Annotated in this window: 19 protein-coding genes; 15 read left to right on the forward strand and 4 right to left on the reverse strand. The window is 67.8% G+C overall.

Annotation, left to right across the window (positions count from 1 at the left end):
* The first annotated feature begins 206 nt into the window (after positions 1 to 206).
* From E5P3_RS04920 to E5P3_RS04965, 10 genes are all read left to right on the forward strand, one after another.
* Positions 207 to 1,343, forward strand: a complete 1,137-nt coding sequence (locus E5P3_RS04920; RefSeq protein WP_162584949.1) for an ABC transporter substrate-binding protein — start codon at positions 207 to 209, stop codon at positions 1,341 to 1,343.
* Positions 1,344 to 1,351: 8 nt separating this feature from the next.
* On the forward strand, positions 1,352 to 2,224 hold the full coding sequence (locus tag E5P3_RS04925; RefSeq protein WP_162584950.1) for a branched-chain amino acid ABC transporter permease: 873 nt from the start codon (positions 1,352 to 1,354) through the stop codon (positions 2,222 to 2,224).
* Positions 2,221 to 3,216 (forward strand): branched-chain amino acid ABC transporter permease, encoded by a 996-nt coding sequence (locus E5P3_RS04930; protein WP_162584951.1) that lies wholly within the window; start codon positions 2,221 to 2,223, stop codon positions 3,214 to 3,216. The genes E5P3_RS04925 and E5P3_RS04930 overlap by 4 nt, the downstream gene beginning before the upstream one ends.
* Positions 3,213 to 3,992: an ABC transporter ATP-binding protein gene (locus E5P3_RS04935; RefSeq protein WP_162584952.1), complete on the forward strand. Its 780-nt coding sequence runs from the start codon at positions 3,213 to 3,215 to the stop codon at positions 3,990 to 3,992. The genes E5P3_RS04930 and E5P3_RS04935 overlap by 4 nt, the downstream gene beginning before the upstream one ends.
* Before the next feature lie 8 nt (positions 3,993 to 4,000).
* Positions 4,001 to 4,750, forward strand: a complete 750-nt coding sequence (locus tag E5P3_RS04940; RefSeq protein ID WP_232072986.1) for an ABC transporter ATP-binding protein — start codon at positions 4,001 to 4,003, stop codon at positions 4,748 to 4,750.
* Positions 4,751 to 4,867: 117 nt separating this feature from the next.
* Positions 4,868 to 6,097 (forward strand): FAD-dependent monooxygenase, encoded by a 1,230-nt coding sequence (locus E5P3_RS04945; RefSeq protein ID WP_162584954.1) that lies wholly within the window; start codon positions 4,868 to 4,870, stop codon positions 6,095 to 6,097.
* Positions 6,098 to 6,111: 14 nt separating this feature from the next.
* On the forward strand, positions 6,112 to 6,876 hold the full coding sequence (locus E5P3_RS04950) for a maleate cis-trans isomerase family protein (RefSeq protein WP_162584955.1): 765 nt from the start codon (positions 6,112 to 6,114) through the stop codon (positions 6,874 to 6,876).
* Positions 6,873 to 7,703: an alpha/beta fold hydrolase gene (locus tag E5P3_RS04955; RefSeq protein ID WP_162584956.1), complete on the forward strand. Its 831-nt coding sequence runs from the start codon at positions 6,873 to 6,875 to the stop codon at positions 7,701 to 7,703. Before E5P3_RS04950 ends, E5P3_RS04955 begins: the two co-directional genes overlap by 4 nt.
* Positions 7,704 to 7,720: 17 nt before the next feature.
* Entirely contained in the window at positions 7,721 to 8,797 is a 1,077-nt protein-coding gene (locus E5P3_RS04960; RefSeq protein WP_162584957.1) for a 2,5-dihydroxypyridine 5,6-dioxygenase, read from the forward strand.
* Entirely contained in the window at positions 8,790 to 9,416 is a 627-nt protein-coding gene (locus tag E5P3_RS04965) for an N-carbamoylsarcosine amidohydrolase (protein ID WP_162584958.1), read from the forward strand. Before E5P3_RS04960 ends, E5P3_RS04965 begins: the two co-directional genes overlap by 8 nt.
* Positions 9,417 to 9,422: 6 nt before the next feature.
* Here E5P3_RS04965 and E5P3_RS04970 read toward each other — a convergent pair whose 3' ends face one another.
* Positions 9,423 to 10,130, reverse strand: coding sequence for a TetR/AcrR family transcriptional regulator (locus E5P3_RS04970; RefSeq protein WP_162584959.1), 708 nt, complete (start codon positions 10,128 to 10,130; stop codon positions 9,423 to 9,425).
* Between the two features lie 89 nt (positions 10,131 to 10,219).
* Between E5P3_RS04970 and E5P3_RS04975 the strand changes: the two genes are divergently transcribed.
* The 5 genes from E5P3_RS04975 (at position 10,220) to E5P3_RS04995 (ending at position 14,722) form a co-directional block, all read left to right on the forward strand.
* Positions 10,220 to 11,209: a LysR substrate-binding domain-containing protein gene (locus E5P3_RS04975; RefSeq protein WP_162584960.1), complete on the forward strand. Its 990-nt coding sequence runs from the start codon at positions 10,220 to 10,222 to the stop codon at positions 11,207 to 11,209.
* A 348-nt stretch (positions 11,210 to 11,557) separates the two neighbouring features.
* Complete coding sequence (locus E5P3_RS04980) at positions 11,558 to 12,460, forward strand: amino acid ABC transporter substrate-binding protein (RefSeq protein WP_162584961.1); 903 nt, start codon at positions 11,558 to 11,560, stop codon at positions 12,458 to 12,460.
* A gap of 95 nt (positions 12,461 to 12,555) precedes the next feature.
* Positions 12,556 to 13,281 carry an amino acid ABC transporter permease gene (locus E5P3_RS04985; protein ID WP_162584962.1) on the forward strand — a complete coding sequence of 242 codons (726 nt, stop codon included), beginning with the start codon at positions 12,556 to 12,558 and terminating at the stop codon, positions 13,279 to 13,281.
* A 1-nt stretch (position 13,282) separates the two neighbouring features.
* Positions 13,283 to 13,954, forward strand: coding sequence for an amino acid ABC transporter permease (locus E5P3_RS04990; RefSeq protein WP_162584963.1), 672 nt, complete (start codon positions 13,283 to 13,285; stop codon positions 13,952 to 13,954).
* A gap of 30 nt (positions 13,955 to 13,984) precedes the next feature.
* A complete protein-coding gene (locus tag E5P3_RS04995; RefSeq protein WP_162583561.1) occupies positions 13,985 to 14,722 on the forward strand; it encodes an amino acid ABC transporter ATP-binding protein in 738 nt (245 codons plus the stop codon).
* Positions 14,723 to 15,267: 545 nt separating this feature from the next.
* On the opposite strand, the gene E5P3_RS05000 is transcribed toward E5P3_RS04995, so the two are convergent.
* The 3 genes from E5P3_RS05000 to E5P3_RS05010 form a co-directional block, all read right to left on the reverse strand.
* Positions 15,268 to 16,302 (reverse strand): DctP family TRAP transporter solute-binding subunit, encoded by a 1,035-nt coding sequence (locus E5P3_RS05000; RefSeq protein WP_162584964.1) that lies wholly within the window; start codon positions 16,300 to 16,302, stop codon positions 15,268 to 15,270.
* 63 nt (positions 16,303 to 16,365) lie between these two features.
* On the reverse strand, positions 16,366 to 17,664 hold the full coding sequence (locus E5P3_RS05005) for a TRAP transporter large permease (protein WP_162584965.1): 1,299 nt from the start codon (positions 17,662 to 17,664) through the stop codon (positions 16,366 to 16,368).
* Positions 17,661 to 18,221, reverse strand: coding sequence for a TRAP transporter small permease (locus E5P3_RS05010; RefSeq protein ID WP_162584966.1), 561 nt, complete (start codon positions 18,219 to 18,221; stop codon positions 17,661 to 17,663). The genes E5P3_RS05005 and E5P3_RS05010 overlap by 4 nt, the downstream gene beginning before the upstream one ends.
* Between the last annotated feature and the right edge of the window lie 39 nt (positions 18,222 to 18,260).

Below are 18,260 nucleotides of genomic sequence, written 5' to 3' on the forward strand. Positions count from 1 at the left end.
CGGATGTGCCCGCCGCCAGGCGGGCCCGACCCGCGTTGGCATCCCTCTTGCTAATTGAGCGAACGATTAATTAAAGCCCCGGGTTAACCCCATCTCGGTGCACGAGGAGCACGGCTAATCTTCCGTTTTAATTAATTAGGTGATTAATTAGTTCAAAGCCCTGCCGGCTCTCTGGCCACGGGCATTCCCCTTGATTGGAGATTGAGATGCAGAAGTGGATGCGTATGTTCGGCGCGGCGGGCGTTCTCGGCCTGGCCGCAGGCGGCGCCTGGGCGCAAGACACGGTGAAGGTCGGTGTGATCCAGCCGCTGACCGGCTCGGTGGCCTACAACGGCCAGGCCTTCGTGAGCGGTGCCAAGCTGGCGGTGGAGCGGCGCAATGCCGCCGGCGGCGTGTTCGGGCGCAAGGTCGAGCTGGTGATCGAGGACGGCCAGTGCCGCCCGGCCAACTCGGTCAACGCGGCCGAGAAGCTGATCCAGCGCGACAAGGTCGTGGCGCTGGCAGGCGCCTTCTGCAGCTCGGCCACCGCGGCAGTGATGCCGGTGGCGGAGAAGTACAAGGTGCCGCTGTTGACCGGCGTGTCGTCGAAGGCCGACCTCACCGACAAGGGCATGCAGTACTTCTTCCGCTCGGCAGAGACCGACAGGCTCATGTCGAAGACCTTCAGCAAGATCCTGGCCGAGAAGCTGCAGCTCAAGACCGTCGCCTACATCGGCGTGAACGACGACTGGGGCCGTGGTGGGGTCGAGGACTTCTCCAAGGACCTCGGCGCGCTGGGCGTGAAGACCGTGATGAAGGAATACTTCGACCACGGCGCGACCGACTTCTACACGCTGCTCACCAAGCTCAAGGCCAGCAATGCCGACGGCGTGTTCGTCGCGGCGGAGACGCAGGATGGCTCGATCCTGGTCAAGCAGTTCAAGGAGTTCGGCCTCAAGACCAAGATCTTCGGCGTCGGCTCCTGGGCGACGGCGGACTTCGTCGGCCTGGCCGGCGAGGCTTCCGAGGGCATCTACGCCGCCGTTCCCTACGCGTCGAGCCTGCCGGGCGAGCGCAACAAGGCCTTCGTCGATCTCTACGCCACCAGCTACAAGGAGAAGCCGGGCAAGTACGGCGCGGCCGGCTACAACGCGCTCAACATCATGATGGAAGCGCTCGCGCGCGCCGGCAAGGCGGAGCCCGAGGCGGTGCGTGATGCGCTGCGCAAGACCGACTACGCCGCCCCCAACGGCCGCTACCGCTTCACCGAGAAGGGGGAGGGCTATGGCTTCGACGTGGTGCTGGTGCAGATCGTGAACAAGGAACCGCGCGTCGTCGCCCAGAGCGCGACCGAGAAGCCCTGAGGACCGGCATGGAGCAGCTGCCACAGTATCTCGTCAACGGCCTGGTGACGGGCTCCTTCTACGCCCTGTCGGCCCTGGGCCTGACGCTGATCCTCGGCCTCATGCGCGTCGTCAACTTCGCGCATGGCGAGCTGTACATGATGGGCGGCGTCATGGGCTGGTGGGCGACCACGCGGCTCGGCCTCGACTTCTTCACCGGGCTGCTGCTGGTGGCCGTCGCGATGGGCGCCTTCGGCTGGCTGGTGGACCGCCTGCTGATCGAGCGCATCCGCGACCAGGGCGAGGAGCCCGGCATCCTGCTGACCATCGGCCTGTCGATCTTCCTGGCCAACACCGCGCTGCTGATGGTCGGCACCGCGCCGTTGAAAGTGGAGGCCCCGATCGCCGCGGGACCGGTCTTCCTCGGCACGGTGGTGCTCACCAAGCTGCGCCTGTTCGCGGTCGCGGTGTGCGCGCTGCTGATCGTGGCCGCCTGGCTCACGATCCACAAGACCCGGCTCGGCCGCGCGATGCGCGCCACCTTCCAGGATCCGATGGCCGCGCGGCTGGTGGGCATCCGCACCTCCAGCGTCTACGCCAGCACCTTCGCCATGGGCACGGTGATCGCCTCGATGGCGGGCATGCTGCTCGGCTCGATCTACTCGGCGCAAGTGTCGGTGGGCGGGCTGGTGAGCATGAAGGCCTTCGTGGTCGTGATCCTCGGCGGCATGGGCAGCTTTGCCGGCGCCATCGCGGGCGGCCTGCTGCTCGGCGTGGCGGAGGCGCTGTGGGGCGGCTACGTCGCCACCGGCTGGGTCGACATCATCGGCTTCGCGCTGGTGATCCTGGCCCTGGTGTTCCGGCCCTACGGCCTCTTCTCCAAGCGGGTGGAGCGGGCATGAAATTCGAACGACGCTGTCTCTGGGCGCTGATGCTGCTCGCAGCCCTGGTGCCCTTGCTGGTGCGCGACCAGTACCTGCTGCACATCGCCATCATGGTGCTGTTCTACGCGGTGCTCGCCACCAGCCTCAACCTGGTGGTGGGCTACGTCGGGGAGTTCTCGCTCGGCCATACCGCCTTCCTCGGCACGGGTGCCTATGCGGCGGCCCTGCTGTCGACCGTCCACGGCTGGCCGATCTGGGCCACCATCCCGGTCGCGGGTGCACTGGCGGCGCTGATGGGTGTGATCATCGGCGGCATCACCTTGCGGCTGCAGGGGCCGTTCTTCGTGATCGTGACCCTGTCCTTCGCCGAGGTGCTGCGCCTCGTCGCGGACAACTGGATCGCCCTCACCAACGGGCCGATGGGCATCGCAGGCGTGCCGCAGCCGGCACTGCTGGCGGAGGCCGGCAACCTCGGGGCGAAGCAGTTCTACTACGCCGTCGCCTGGGTGCTGCTGGCGATCGCCCTGTACCTGTCGTACCGTTTCGTGAACTCGAATGCGGGGCGCGCCGCCGTCGCGATCCGCGAGAACCGCTACGTCGCGCAATCGATCGGCATCCGGCCGCTGACCTACTCGATGTTCGCGCTGGTGCTCGGCGCGTTCCTGTCGGGCATGGCCGGCGGCTTCTATGCGCACTACATCTCCTTCGTCGGCCCCGAGGTGTTCCGCTTCGCCTTCATGGTCAGCATGATCATCATGGTGCTGATCGGCGGCAAGGGCACGCTGGTGGGGCCGCTGATCGGTGCGCTGCTGGTGACCTTCCTGGAGGAGTACCTGCGGGAAGCGAAGGAGCTGCGCCTGTCCCTCTTCGGGCTGGCGGTGATCGCGATCGTGCTCTTCCTGCCGCGCGGCCTGATGGGCTTCATCACGCGGCGCCGGGAGACCCGTGCCGTGGCTGCCGCGCCCGCCGCCCCCGCGGCCGCGCCGCGTGCGACCCGGAGGCCTGCATGAACGCGGCGGGCACCCTGGAGGTCCGCGGCCTCAGCAAGTCCTTCGGCGGCATCCATGCCGTGAAGGACATCAGCTTCGATGTCCAGCCCGGCGAGATCGTCGGCCTGATCGGCCCCAACGGCGCGGGCAAGACCACCTGCTTCAACCTGATCACCGGCTTCTACTCGCCGAGCGAGGGCAGGGTGCACTTCCGCGGCAGCGACGTGACGGGCGAGAAGCCCTACCGCATGGCGCGCCTGGGCATCGTGCGCAGCTTCCAGAAGACCAACATCCTGAAGTCGTTGACGGTGTTCGAGAACGTGCTCGCCGGGCACTACCTCGAGGCGCGCCAGCCGCTCTGGCGCACCTTCTTCCCGGGCGCGCGCGTGCGCCGCACCGAGCATGCCGTGCGCGAGAGCGCGGAGCGGATCGTGCACACCATGGGGCTGGGGCAGCGCATGGACGTTCCGGCTTACATGCTGTCGTGCGGCGAGCTTCGCCTGCTCGAAGTGGCGCTGGCGCTGTCCGCCAAGCCCGAGATCCTGATGCTCGACGAGCCCGCGGCCGGCCTCAACAGCCAGGAAGCGAAGACCTTCGGCGAGATCCTGAAAAAGCTGCGCGGCCCTTTCGTGCAGTCGATCCTGATCGTGGAGCACAACATGGGCCTGGTGATGGGCGTGTGCGACCGCGTGGTGGTGATGCACTTCGGCGAGAAGCTGGCCGAGGGCGCGCCGGCCGAGGTGCAGAGCGACGCACGCGTGATCGAGGCCTATCTGGGCGGAGGAAGGAAGTCATGAGTGCCGTGATGGCAAACCCCACCCTGCAAGGCGCGCGCGCCGCGGGCGGCCACCTGCTCGAGCTGAAGGACGTGCATGTCAGCTATGGCAAGACCGCCGCGCTGCACGGCGTGAACCTCGCGGTGCGACCGGGCGAGGTGGTCGCGCTCATCGGCGCCAACGGCGCCGGCAAGAGCACCACGCTGCGCGCCATTTCCGGCCTGCTGCGCCCGACGCGCGGCGAGATCCTGTTCGATGGCCGCGGCATCGGCGGCATGCCGGCCGACCGGGTGGTCGCGCTGGGCATCGCCCAGTCGCCGGAAGAGCGCCACGTCTGGCCGGCGATGACCGTGTACGAGAACCTCTCGCTTGGCGCCTACCTGTGCAAGTCGGCCGCGGAGATCGAGCTGCGCATCGCCAAGGTGTATGCCCGCTTCCCGCGGCTGAAGGAACGTCACCGGCAGCTGGCCGGCACGCTCAGCGGCGGCGAGCAGCAGATGCTGGCCATCGGCCGCGCGCTGATGTCCGAGCCCCGGTTGCTGCTCCTCGACGAGCCCAGCCTGGGCCTGAGCCCGCGCATGGCCGAGGAGGTGTTCGACTTCGTGCGCGAGATCCATGCGCACGGCGTGACGGTGCTGCTGGTCGAGCAGAACGTGCACAACGCGCTGTCCGTCGCGTCGCGTGCGTATGTCTTCGAGACAGGACGCGTCGTCGCGGAGCGCGATGCGGCCGGGCTGCTGCAGGACCCGGAGCTGCTGAGCGCCTACCTCGGCGCGTGAGCCGCACGACCGCTCCGAAGGCGAAGGTATTCCAGTGAGTCGCATGGGCGCTGCCCTCGCCCTGCGGCCTTCATCGAACAACGATTCGTTCAAAAGCAATCCAACAGGAGATCTGGTATGAGCAAAGCAATGCGCGTGGGCATCGTCGGCGGCGGCATCGGCGGCGTCGCGCTGGCGCGGGCGCTGCGGCTGCGCGGCATCGAAGCCCACGTTTTCGAGCGCGCCCCCGCCTTCGGCGAGATCGGCGCGGGCGTGCAGATGACGCCCAATGCCGCCAAGGTGCTGAAGGCCCTGGGCGTGGGCGATGGGCTGGAGCGCATCGGCTTCCTGCCCGAGGCGATGGTCGGGCGCAACTGGAACGACGCTCGCGAGCTGTTCCGCACCCCGCTGCGCGAGGTGTGCCCGCGGCTCTTCGGCGCCGGCTTCTATCACGTGCACCGCGCCGACCTGCATGCGATCCTGTGCGAAGGCATCCCGGCGGACCGCGTGCGCTTCGACGTGCAGTGCACGGGCGTCGAGCAGCGCGGCGAGCGGGCGGTTGCACAGTTCTCGGACGGCACCCGCTTCGAGGCCGACCTGATCGTCGGCGCCGACGGCATCCATTCGGCGGTGCGCGATTCGCTGTGGGGCAGGGCGGATGCGCGCTTCACCGGCCACATGTGCTGGCGCGCGCTGGTGCCGGTGGAGCAGCATCCGCTGCCTTTCGTGAGCCCGGACGCCTCGTTCTGGATGGGGCCGAAGGCGCACATCGTGACCTACTACGTGAAGGGCGGCGCGGCCGTCAACATCGTGGCCGTCAACGAGAGCGCGAAATGGGTGGCCGAGTCGTGGACCGAGCCCAGCACGCGCGAGGAACTGCTGGCCGCCTATGCGGGCTGGCACCCGAACATCATCCGCCTCTTCGAGCGCACCGACACTTCGCAGATCTTCAAGTGGGGGCTGTTCGACCGCGACCCGATGACCGCCTGGTCGCAGGGGCGGGTCACGCTGCTGGGCGACGCGGCGCATCCGATGCTGCCTTTCCTGTCGCAGGGGGCGGCGATGGCGATCGAGGACGCCTACGTGCTGGCGGCCGCGCTGGCCCACCACGCCGGCGACTGCGCGGCCGCACTGCGCGCCTACGAGGCCGAGCGGCTCCCGCGCACCGCCCGCGTGCAGCTCGAGGCGCGCGAGCGGGGCCGCACCTATCACCTGTCCACACCCGAGGAGCAGCGCCAGCGCGACCTGGCCTTCCAGCAGCAGCAGGCGAAGAACCCGAACGCCGTGGGCATCAAGGCCGAGTGGGTCTACGAATACGACGCGACCCGCTGCGAGGAACGCTTCGACACCGTGGCCTCGGCGGCCTGAACCGGAGGATGAACATGAAGAGCTACCGCATCGGCCAGATCGTGCCGAGTTCCAACACCACGATGGAGACCGAGATCCCCGCCATGCTGCGCCTGCGCGAGCAGGTGCGGCCGGAACGCTTCACCTTCCATTCGGCACGCATGCGCATGAAGCAGGTCAACAAGGAGGAGCTCGCGGCCATGGACGCCGAGTCCGACCGCTGCGCGCTGGAGCTCAGCGACGCGCGCGTGGACGTGCTCGGCTATGCGTGTCTGGTCGCCATCATGGCGATGGGCCGCGGCTATCACCGCCAGTCGGAGACCCGCCTGCGCGCGGCCACTGCCGGCAACCAGGGCGAGGCGCCGGTGGTCACCAGCGCCGGCGCCCTGGTGGATGCGCTGCGCGTCATCGGTGCGCGCCGCATCGCGCTGGTCGCGCCGTACATGGTGCCGCTGACCAAGCTGGTGATCGACTACATCGAGCACGAAGGCTTCGAGGTGGCGGACTGGCGGGCGCTGGAGATCCCCGACAACCTGGAGGTCGGCCGCCACGATCCGGCGCGGCTGCCGGGCATCGTGGCCGGCATGAAGACCTCGGACGTGGATGCGATCGTGCTGTCTGCCTGCGTCCAGATGCCCTCGCTGCCGGCGATCGCGCGCGTCGAGGCGGCCACCGGCAAGCCGGTGGTCACGGCCGCCGTGGCCACGACCTACGCGATGCTCGGCGCGCTCGGCCTGGAGCCCGTGGTGCCCGGCGCAGGCGCGCTGCTTTCCGGCGCCTATGCGGGAGCGAAGCGATGAGCGACAGCCACTGTCTGTACGGCGCGCATGTGCACGCCAACGGCATCCGCCAGCACTACCTGCGCTACGGCGGCAACGTTGGCGAGCGCAAGTCGCGCGATGCGGTGATCCTGATCCCCGGCATCACCAGCCCCGCCGTGACCTGGGGCTTCGTGGCCGAGCGCTTCGGCCGCCACTTCGACACCTATGTGCTCGACGTGCGCGGCCGTGGGCTCAGCGAAGCCTCGGACACGCTCGACTACAGCCTCGATGCGCAGGCCGCCGACGTGATCGCGCTGGCCCAGGCGCTGGCGCTGCCACGCTTCGCGCTGGTCGGGCACTCGATGGGCGGACGCATCGCGATCCGCGCCGCCGGACGGCAGCCCGCAGGACTCACGCGCGTGGTCGCGGTCGATCCGCCGGTGTCCGGCCCCGGCCGGCGTGCGTACCCCGCGAAGCTGCCCTGGTACGTGGACTCGATCCGCCTCGCGCGCCGCGGCATCACGCTGGAACAGATGCGCGAGTTCTGCCCCACCTGGACCGAGGAGCAGCTGCGGCTGCGCGCGCAATGGCTGCACACCTGCGACGAGCGCGCCATCGTGACCAGCTTCGAGGCCTTCCAGACCGACGACATCCATGCCGACCTGCCGCGCATCGCGGTGCCCCTGCTGCTGATCACCGCCGAGCGCGGCGACGTGGTGCGGCCCGGCGACGTCGAGGAGATGCGTGCCCTCGCACCCCGACTGGCCGAGGTGCGCGTGCCCGACGCCGGCCACATGATTCCCTGGGACCGCGAGGCGAATTTCTATCGCGCCTTCGGCGACTTCCTGGGCCATTCGCTCGATTGAAAAGAGAGGAGAACTTCATGGCTGTCCGCGACACCGACCTGATCCGCGCCTGGACCCAGGTCCTCACCCTTTCGAAACTGAAGGCCGGCGACGCCGTCACCGTCCTCACCAGCGAGCACACGCACCCGCAGACGCTGCGCTGCGCGATCACCGCCGCGACGATGCTCGGCGCCTGCGTCAGCCGGCTGGACCTGCCGCCCGTCAATGCCGAGAAGTCGTTGAGCCGCGACCCCCTGGCCTACCTCGGCACCACGCCGCTCACCGGCAACCGCGCTGCGATCGCGGCGCTCAAGGCCAGCGATCTGGTGCTCGACCTGATGACCCTGCTGTTCTCCCCGGAGCAGCACGAGATCCTGCAAGGCGGCACGAAGATCCTGCTGGCCGTCGAGCCGCCGGAGGTGTTGCTGCGCATGGTGCCCACGCTGGAGGACTTCGAGCGCGTGCAGGCCGCCGTCGCGCTGCTCAAGGGCCGCAAGACGATGCGAGTGAGCTCAGCGGCCGGCACCGACCTTCACCTGCCGCTGGGCGAATACCCGATCACCGCCGAGTACGGCTTCGTCGACCAGCCCGGCCGCTGGGACCACTGGCCCAGCGGCTTCGCCTTCACCTGGCCGAACGAAGGCGGCGCCCAGGGCCGCATCGTGCTGGCCAAGGGCGACGTGCTGCTGCCGATGAAGTCCTATGTGGGCGAGCCGATCGAGCTGACGGTGAGGGACGGTTTCGTCACCCGCATCGATGGCGCAGTGGAGGCGGAGATGCTGCGCGAGTACATCGAGTCCTTCGGCGACCCCGAGGCGTACGCCATCTCGCACATCGGCTGGGGGCTGCAGAAGCGCGCCTACTGGTCGACGCTCGGCCTCTACGATCGCGAGGCCACGCTGGGCATGGACGCGCGCGCGGTCAGCGGCAACTTCCTGTTCTCGCTCGGCCCCAACAACGAGGCGGGCGGCAGCCGGACCACGGCCTGCCACATCGACATCCCGATGCGCCGCTGCAACGTCTTCGTCGACGAACTGCAGGTGGTGCGCGAGGGCCAGGTGGTCGAGGAACTGATGACGCCGCAGCCGGCACGGAAAGAGCGGGCCCATGCCTGAAGAGACAGAGGTCTACCGCCGCCAGGGCTTCGGCGCCGGCCTGGGCGTGCAGCCGCCGCTCGCCCTCCTGATCGTCGACTTCGTCAACGGCTTCGCCGACCCGGCCGTGTTCGGCGGCGGCAACATCCCGCAGGCGATCGAGCACACGGTCCCGCTGCTGGCCCTCGCGCGCGAGCGGGGCTGGCCGGTGGCGCACAGCCGCATCGTCTATGCCGACGACGATGGCGATGCCAACGTCTTCAGCGACAAGGTGCCCGGCATGCTGACGCTGAAGGAAGCCTCTCCCGGCAGCGCGATCGTCGACGCGCTCGCGCCGCATGCGGGCGAGCTGGTGGTGCGCAAGAACGTCCCGTCCGCCTTCTTCGGCACCACGCTCGCGCCCTGGCTCGTCCAGCGCGGCGTGCGTACGCTGCTGGTCGCGGGCTGCGTGACCAGCGGCTGCGTGCGCGCCAGCGTGGTCGATGCCATGTGCTGGGGCTTTCGGCCGCTGGTGCTGGCCGACTGCGTGGGCGACCGCGCCATCGGGCCGCACGAGGCCAGCCTGTTCGACATGCAGCAGAAGTACGCCGACGTGATGACGTCGGCCGAACTGCGCGAGCGCCTGCCTCCCGCTCGTTGAAGGCGCTCAGCGCGCCTCGAAGCCGCCGACCACGAAGCGCGTGACCTGGTCGATCAGCGAGTCCGTATCGTCCGGGTCGTACATGCCCTTGGGCGCCATCTCCTCCATGCGGTGCGTGTCGGAGAAGGCGTAGAGGTAGGTGCCGATCATCAGCGTCACCCGCCAGTAGGCGTCCAGCTCCCCGAGCTTGGGCAGGGCCTCCCGCAACACCTCGACGTAACGCCGCGTCGAGCCGCCGTAGGCATCGGTGCGCAGCTTGTACGAGATCTCCGGCGGCTCGGTGTGCAGCCGTGCCTGCAGCCGCAGGAAGGAGCGCCCCTGCGGCGTGCCGCGCAGCTGCAGCGTGGGCAGCAGGAACGCCCGGACGATGTCGCGCACGCGCGGCTTGCCGCCCTTGCCGAGCGCATCCAGGTTGTCCATGCGCTGCTGCGAGATGACCTGGCCGCGGCGCAGGAACACCGCCTCGTACAAGCCGTACTTGGAGCCGAAGTAATAGCTGATCAGGGCCTGCGTGACCTTGGCCTCGTTGGCGACTTCGCGCAATGTGGTGCCGGCGTAGCCGAGGTTCGCGAACAGCGCTTCTGCCGCGTCCAGGATCTCCTCGCGCACGCCGCTCGCGCCGCCGGGGCGGCCCGGTCCCTTCTGCTTGCTGCGGTGCTTGCGTGGGACCGTTGCGTCGCTCGCAGCGTGGGGCGACTGGCTCGGAGAATCCATAAATTAATCGCTCGTTTAATAGTTGGAGTGTAGTGTGCAGCCGCGCATTGTTCGAGGCACGAGGGACTGCCCGGACATAATCGCCGCTCATGGAAACCAAGTGGCTTGAAGACTTCGTCAGCCTTGCAGAGACACGCAGCTTCAGCCGTTCGGCCCAGTTGCGCCATGTGACTCAGCCGGCCTTCTCGCGCCGCATCCAGGCGCTCGAAGGCTGGGCCGGCACCGACCTGGTCGACCGCAGCTCCTACCCCACGCGCCTCACGCCCGCGGGCCAGACGCTCTACGGCCAGGCCATCGAGATGCTGCAGGCCCTGCAGAGCACGCGCGCCATGCTGCGCGGCCATTCGGCGGCGGCGCAGGACGTGATCGAGGTCGCGGTGCCGCACACGCTGGCCTTCACCTTCTTCCCCGCCTGGGTCACCAGCCTGCGCGAGCAGTTCGGGCCGCTGAAGAGCCGGCTCATCGCGCTCAACGTGCACGACGCCGTGCTGCGCCTGGTCGAGGGCAGCTGCGACCTGTTGATCGCCTACCACCATCCCTCGCAGCCGCTGCCCCTGGACGCCACCCGCTACGAGATGGTGAGCCTCGGCCAGGAGGTGGTCGCGCCCTGGGTCAAGCCCGACGCGGATGGCGCGCCGCGCTACCGCCTTCCGGGCCGCCCGGGCCAGCCGCTGCCGTACCTGGGTTATGCCCCCGGCGCCTACCTGGGCCGCGTCGTCGACCAACTGCTGAAGGAATCGCACACGGCGATCCATCTCGACCGGGTCTACGAGACCGACATGGCCGAAGGCCTCAAGGTGATGGCGCTCGAAGGCCACGGCATCGCCTTCCTGCCGCAGAGCGCGGTGCGCAAGGAGGTGCGGGCGCGCACCCTGGTGAGCGCGCTGCCGCCCGAGATCGAGAAGCTCGAGGCCACCATGGAGATCCGCGCCTACCGCGAACGCCCGGCCGCTTCCGCCCCTGGCTCCGCCAAGCCCGGAACGCGTGCCGGCAAGGGGGAAGGTGTCGCCACCCGCGCCAACAAGGGGACGGCCGACGCGCTGTGGGCGTACCTCGTCGGCACCCAGCCCGCTGCTTGAGGGGAGGCAAGCCGGGTCGATGTTGTGCAGTGCACAAACTATGACGCGCCGGCATGCCGACTGCTGGAATGAGCATTTGCCTTCGGCCCCACCGGCCTTCTAAAGTCTGGCCCGACGTTTTGCTGCGCCAGAGGTCTGGAAAGCACGCGCCGGGCGCGTGCTTTTTTTCGGGCACAAAGGCTGCTTTGTGCCATCCCATGAAGCGCTCTGCAACACGGTGCACCGGTTCGGAACTGCGGCACAGTCCGCGCGATTGCGGACGGTGCGCCGCGCACCGGGTTGGCCCGGGTGTGGCGCAGAATGCGGGTGTCTAGAATTTGTATCCTCTCAGTCACAGGAGTTTTCCATATGAAGAAGCAAGTATTGGCACTGGCCGTGATGGCGCTCGCAGCCGGCAGCGCACTCGCGCAGGCCAATGACACGCTGGCCAAGATCAAGGCCAGCGGCACCGTCACGATGGGGGTGCGCGATTCCTCCGGTGCACTGGCTTACACCATCGGCGACGGCAAGTACGTCGGCTTCCACACCGAGATGGCCCGCAAGATCCTGAGCGACGTCCAGAAGCAGCTGGGCCTGCCCAAGCTGGAGGTCAAGGAGCAACTGGTCACCTCGCAGAACCGCATTCCCCTGGTGCAGAACGGCACTGTCGATCTCGAATGCGGCTCGACCACCAACAACGCCACCCGCCAGAAGGACGTGGACTTCGCGGTCACCACTTTCGTCGAGGAAGTGCGCATCGCCGTCAAGGCCGACTCCGGCATCACCAAGGTCGCCGACCTCAACGGCAAGAGCGTGGCCACCACGACCGGCACGACCTCCGTGCAGACCCTGCGCAAGAACGAGCGCGCCCAGGGCATCGACTTCAAGGAAGTCATGGGCAAGGACCACGCCGACAGCTTCCTGCTGCTCGAATCCGGCCGTGCCGACGCCTTCGTGATGGATGGCCAGATCCTGGCCGGCAACATCTCCAAGTCCAAGAACCCGGCCGGCTTCAAGATCGTCGGCGAGCCGCTGTCGGTCGAGCCGATCGCCTGCATGGTGCGCAAGGGCGACAAGGCCTTCCTCGACGCCGTCAACAAGAGCATCGAGGCCCAGATCAAGGACGGTTCGCTGGCCAAGCTGTACGACAAGTGGTTCATGCAGCCGATCCCGCCGACCAACACCAAGGTCGGCCTGCCGCTGTCGGACGCCACCAAGGCCGCGTGGGCCGCGCCCAACAGCAAGCCGATGGAAGAGTACGTCAAGAAGTGATGCACATGGGCTGATCGAAAACGCCCGCCCTTTGCGGCGGGCGTTTGTTTTCAGGTTTTCTTTCTTCTTCAAGCAACAACGACGAGGAGGTCCCGATGGGAAGTTGGGATTGGCAGGTCTTCCTGCAGGACCCGGGGGGCAGTGATCCGACGTATTGGCAATGGCTGCTCTCGGCCTGGGGCTGGACGGTATCCGTGGCCCTGTCGGCCCTGGTGGTGGCGCTGGTCCTCGGCTCCATCGTAGGCGTGATCCGCACGCTGCCCGACAGCCCGTTCTGGGTGCGGCTGGGCAATGCGTGGGTCGAGCTGTTCCGCAATATCCCGCTGCTGGTGCAGATCTTCCTCTGGTACCACGTGGTGCCGGCGCTGTTCCCCGTCATGCGCGACGTGCCGCCCTTCGTCCTGGTGGTGCTGGCGCTGGGCTTCTTCACCTCCTCACGGATCGCGGAGCAGCTGCGCTCCGGCATCCAGGCGCTGCCGCGCGGCCAGCGCTACGCCGGGATGGCGGTGGGCTTCACCACGCCGCAGTACTACCGCTACGTGCTGCTGCCGATGGCCTACCGCATCATCATTCCGCCGCTGACCAGCGAGTCGATGAACATCTTCAAGAACTCGTCGGTGGCCTTCGCCGTGTCGATCGCGGAGATGACGCAGTTCGCGATGCAGGCCGGCGAAGAGACCGCGCGGCCGATGGAGATGTACCTGGCCGTCACCGTGCTCTACATCATCTCGGCCTTTGCGATCAACCGGATCATGTCCTCGATCGAGAAGCGCACGTGCGTGCCCGGCTTCATCGTGCAGGCCGGCGGGGGAGGGCACTGACATGTTGGCCAACCTCGACTTCTCCTTCTACAACTGGGACGTCATCAGCGGATTCCTGCTGAAGGGCCTGTACTTCAGCGTCTTCCTCACGGTGGTTGCGACGCTCGGCGGCATTCTCTTCGGCACGCTGCTTGCCATGATGCGGCTGTCCGGCAAGAAGTGGCTGGACATGCCCGCTGCCATCTACGTCAACGGCATGCGCAGCATTCCGCTGGTGATGGTGATCCTGTGGTTCTTCCTGCTGGTGCCCTTCATCATCGGCCGGCCGATCGGCGCCGAGGTCTCGGCCATCATCACCTTCGTGGCCTTCGAGGCCGCCTACTTCAGCGAGATCATGCGCGCTGGCATCCAGTCGATCCCGCGCGGCCAGGTCTACGCAGCCCAGGCGGTGGGGATGACCTACAAGCAGAACATGACGCTGGTGATCCTGCCGCAGGCCTTCCGCAACATGTTGCCGGTGCTGCTGACGCAGACAATCATCCTGTTCCAGGACACCTCGCTGGTGTACGCCATCGGCGCGTACGACCTGCTGAAGGGCTTCGAGACGGCCGGCAAGAATTTCGGCCGCCCCATCGAGTCCTACCTGCTGGCGGCGGTGGTGTACTTCGTCATCTGCTATGCGCTGTCGTACCTGGTCAAGCGTCTTCACAAGAAGATCGCCATCATCCGCTGAACATCGAAAGGCAAAGTCATGGCCGACAAAATGATTGAAATCAAGAACGTCTCGAAGTGGTACGGCCCGGTCCAGGTGCTCAACGACTGCTCCGTCAGCATCGCCAAGGGCGATGTGGTGGTGGTGTGCGGCCCGTCGGGCTCGGGCAAGTCCACGCTGATCAAGACGGTGAACGCGCTCGAGCCCTTCCAGAAGGGCGAGATCACGGTCAACGGCATTCCGCTGCACGACCCCAAGACCAACCTGCCGAAGCTGCGCTCCAAGGTGGGCATGGTGTTCCAGCACTTCGAGCTGTTCCCGCACCTGTCGGTGACGGAGAACCTCACGATCGCGCAGATCAAGGTGCTGGGCCGCTCGCAGGACGAGGCCAGGACCCGCGGCCTCAAGATGCTTGACCGCGTGGGCCTGATGGCGCACAAGGACAAGTACCCCGGCCAGCTTTCCGGCGGCCAGCAGCAGCGCGTGGCGATTGCGCGCGCGCTGAGCATGGACCCGATCGTGATGCTGTTCGACGAGCCGACCTCGGCGCTCGACCCGGAGATGGTGGGCGAGGTGCTGGACGTGATGGTGGCGCTCGCCAAGGAAGGCATGACCATGATGGTGGTCACGCACGAGATGGGCTTCGCGCGCAAGGTGGCGAGCCGGGTGATCTTCATCGACGTGGGCGGGCGCATCCTCGAAGACTGCTCGAAGGACGAGTTCTTCGCGCATCCGGAGAACCGGCAGGCGCGGACCCGGGACTTTCTCAACAAGATCCTGCAGCACTGAGCGCTGCGTGCCCCCGAACGAAGAGCCCTGCGATGCGGGCTCTTTGCATTGTTGGGGGGCGTTGTCCCATGGGGAGGGCGCCCGGCATGCGGTGCGGGCCGGGCGACCCCACTGCGGCGGCCCCTTCGGGGCTTCCCTGCGGTGCTCGCCTTTCGCGGGGTCTCGCTCGAACTCGCTTCGCTCAGACAATCGCGAGCGCTGATCCGCGAAAGGCTGCGCTCCTCGGCGCCGCAGAGGGGCCGACCGACCCGCACCGCATACCGGGCTTGGGATGTGCGGGCGTTGCGTGCGCCTCGGAGGTTTCTGGGCCCTATCCCAGCCTATCCACGGAGGCGTGCGGTATGCCCTGGGCCGGCCGTTGAGGCACCGCCGAGCAGCGCAGCGACAGGCGGATCAGGGCTCGCGACTGTTTGAGCCGAAGGCGAGTTTGAGCGAGACCCCGCCTGGCGCGAGCAGCGCAGGGAAGCCCGAAGGGCCGGTGACGTCGGCCGGCCCAGGGCATACCGCACGCCTCCGCCCCCAGCGGTGGAACGCGCCTTACTGCGTCACTTCTTCCGAGCAGCAATCGCCTGCTCAGCCTTCGTCACCAGCTCGGCACCAATCTGCGGCTTCCACTTGGCATACACAGGCCGCGTCGCCTTCACGAAGGCCTCGCGCTCTGCCGGCGTGAGCTGCGTCACCGTCACCCCCATCCCCGCGATGTCCTTCAGCACCGGCTTGTCGGCTTCCACCAGGCCCTTGCGCGCCAGTTCGATCTCCTGCTTGCCCGCATCGATGGCGGCCTGGCGCACGATCGCCTGGTCGGCCGGAGTCCACGAGGCCCAGATGTCCTTGTTGACCACGAACACCAGCGGGTCCGCCATGTAGCCCCAGGTCGTCACGTACTTCTGCCCCACGGTGTGCATCTTGAGGATCGTGAAGAGGAACAGCGGGTTCTCCTGCCCGTCGACCGCGCCGCTGGCCAGCGCCGGCTGCGCATCGGCCCAGCTCATCTGCGTCGGGTTGGCACCCAGCGCGCTGAACATGTCGGAGAAGATGGGCGAGCCCACCACGCGGATCTTCATTCCCTTCAGGTCTTCAGGCGACTTGATCGCGCGCTTGGAGTTGGTGATCTCGCGGTAGCCGTTCTCGCCCCACGCCAGCGGCACCACGCCCGACTTGTCCAGCGTCTTGAAGATCTCCTTGCCGACCTCGCCCTGCGTCAGCGCATCGACGGCCGCGTAGTCCGGCATCAGGAACGGCAGCGAGAACAGGTTGAGCTGCTTGACCTGCGGCGACCAGTTGATGGTCGACCCCACCGCCATGTCGATCACGCCCTGGCGCAGCGCGCTGAACTCGCGCGTCTGGTCGCCCTGGATCAGCGAGACGCCGGGGTAGAGCTTGATGTTGATGCGGCCCTGCGTGCGCTCCTTCACCAGGTCGGCCCAGATCTTGCCGGCCTGGCCCCACGGCGTGGGCGGCCCGAGCACCAGCGACATCTTGTATTCGGCCTTGTAGCCTTGCGCCGGCGCGGAAACGGAGAAGCTGCCCAGCGTGGCAGCGACGGCCAGCAGGCCGAGCAGGGAACGGCGGAATTTCATGGGGGTGTCTCCTTCATGTGAACAACAAAAAATCGTGTTTCCTGGTTGGCTGTCACGGCCCGACTAGTAACCCAGCGCATGCGGCAACCACAGCGCCAGCTGCGGCCAGATGATCACCGCCACCATCACCAGGAACATCGCGAACAGCATCCAGCCGACCCAGCGAACGGTCTCTTCCATGCGCACCCCGGCGATGCGGCAGGACACCATCAGGTTGACCGCCAGCGGCGGCGTGAACTGCCCCAGCGCCACCTTCAGCGTAAGGATCACGCCGAACCACACCGGGTCCCACTTGTAGTGCTGGACGATCGGCCACAGCAGCGGCACGAAGATCAGGAAGATCGAGACGCCGTCGAGGAACATGCCCACCGTGATCAGCAGCAGGATCAGCAGCGACAGCACGCCGTACTCGCCCAGGCCCGAGTTCACGATCGCGCGCGTCACCGGATCGATCACGCCCAGCGTCGACAACGAGTAGGCGAAGATCCCCGCCAGCGAGACCACCAGCAGGATCACCGCCGACAGCTCGCCCGACTCGCGCAGGATCACGAACAGGTCGCGCACGCGGATCGTGCGATGCACCGCCATGCCGATGAAGAGCCCGTAGAACACCGCCACCACCGCCGCCTCGGTGGGCGTGAACCAGCCCGCGCGCATGCCGCCGAGGATCAGCACCGGCGCGGCCAGGCCCCAGATCGCATCGCGCAGGCTCTTCCAGAAGGGTGGCCGCAGCAGCGTGGCCTCCAGCGCGCCCATACGGTGGTGGCGGGCCATCCACACGGCAGGCACGATGAGCGCCAGGCCCGCCAGCAGGCCCGGCACCATGCCGGCGGCGAACAGCGCCGGCACCGAGGCGCCCGGCACCAGCACCGAGTAGACGATGAAGGCCACCGAGGGCGGGATCAGGATGTCGGTGGCGGCGGCGGCGCCGACCACGCTGGCCGAGTAGGCGGCGGGGTAGCCCGCGCGCGACATCGCGCCGATCATCACCGCGCCGACCGCCGCCGCGTTCGCGGGGCCCGAGCCCGAGATGCCACCCAGGAACATCGCCACCACGATCGCCACCAGCGGCAGCATGCCGGGTCCGCGCCCGACGATCGCGATCGCAAAGTTGACCAGGCGCAGCGCCACGCCCGAGCGGTCGAAGATCGAGCCCACCAGCACGAACATCGGTATCGCCAGCAGCGGGTACTTGCCCAGCCCGGCATAGAAGTTCTGCGGCACCGCCAGCAGCCCGAACCACTGGGCATCGGCGTTCGCCAACCCGATGGCGACGGCGCCCGCGAGGCCCAGCGCCGCGCCGATCGGCACGCCCACCAGCATCATCAGGATGAAGGCGGCGAAGAGCAGCGCCGGGATCATCCGCGTGCGTCCTCGCCGCGCTGCTCGCGGCTGCGCCGGATGAACAGGCCCACCGCGCGCAGCCCGATCGCGAAGCAGACGATCGGCAGCCAGATCGAGTACCACCACTGCGGCACGCCGATGCCGGGCGAGGTCTCCTCGTAGCGGTAGTCGTCCCACACCACGCGTACGCTCAGCGCCGCGATCAGGAAGAAGAGCGCCGCCACCATCAGCGCGCCGAACTGCGAGAGCCGCTTGCGCCGGCCCATGGAGCCGCTCTCGGCGAAGTACTCGATGCGGATGTGCCGGTCGCGCGCCACCGCGGCCGAACCCGCGACCATCGCCAGCAGGATCATGAGGAACACCGAGAACTCCTCGGTCCAGGCGAAGGAGGAATCGGTGAAGTAGCGCACCAGCACGTTGGCGAAGGTGATGCAGGCCAGCAGGCCCATGATGATCACCGTGGCCCAGTCCTCGATGGCCAGCGGCACGCGCGTGGGCTCGTCGGCGGCTTCGATCTCGGGGGGGAGAGGGGTGGCGGCGTCCAGCAAGGGGCCGGACTCGGGGGGAGAGGACATCAGGGAAACGGCGCAGCGGCCGGGATTCGGCAACCTCCG

Origin of the sequence: Variovorax sp. RA8, from assembly GCF_901827175.1 — a bacterium.
GTDB lineage: Bacteria > Pseudomonadota > Gammaproteobacteria > Burkholderiales > Burkholderiaceae_C > Variovorax.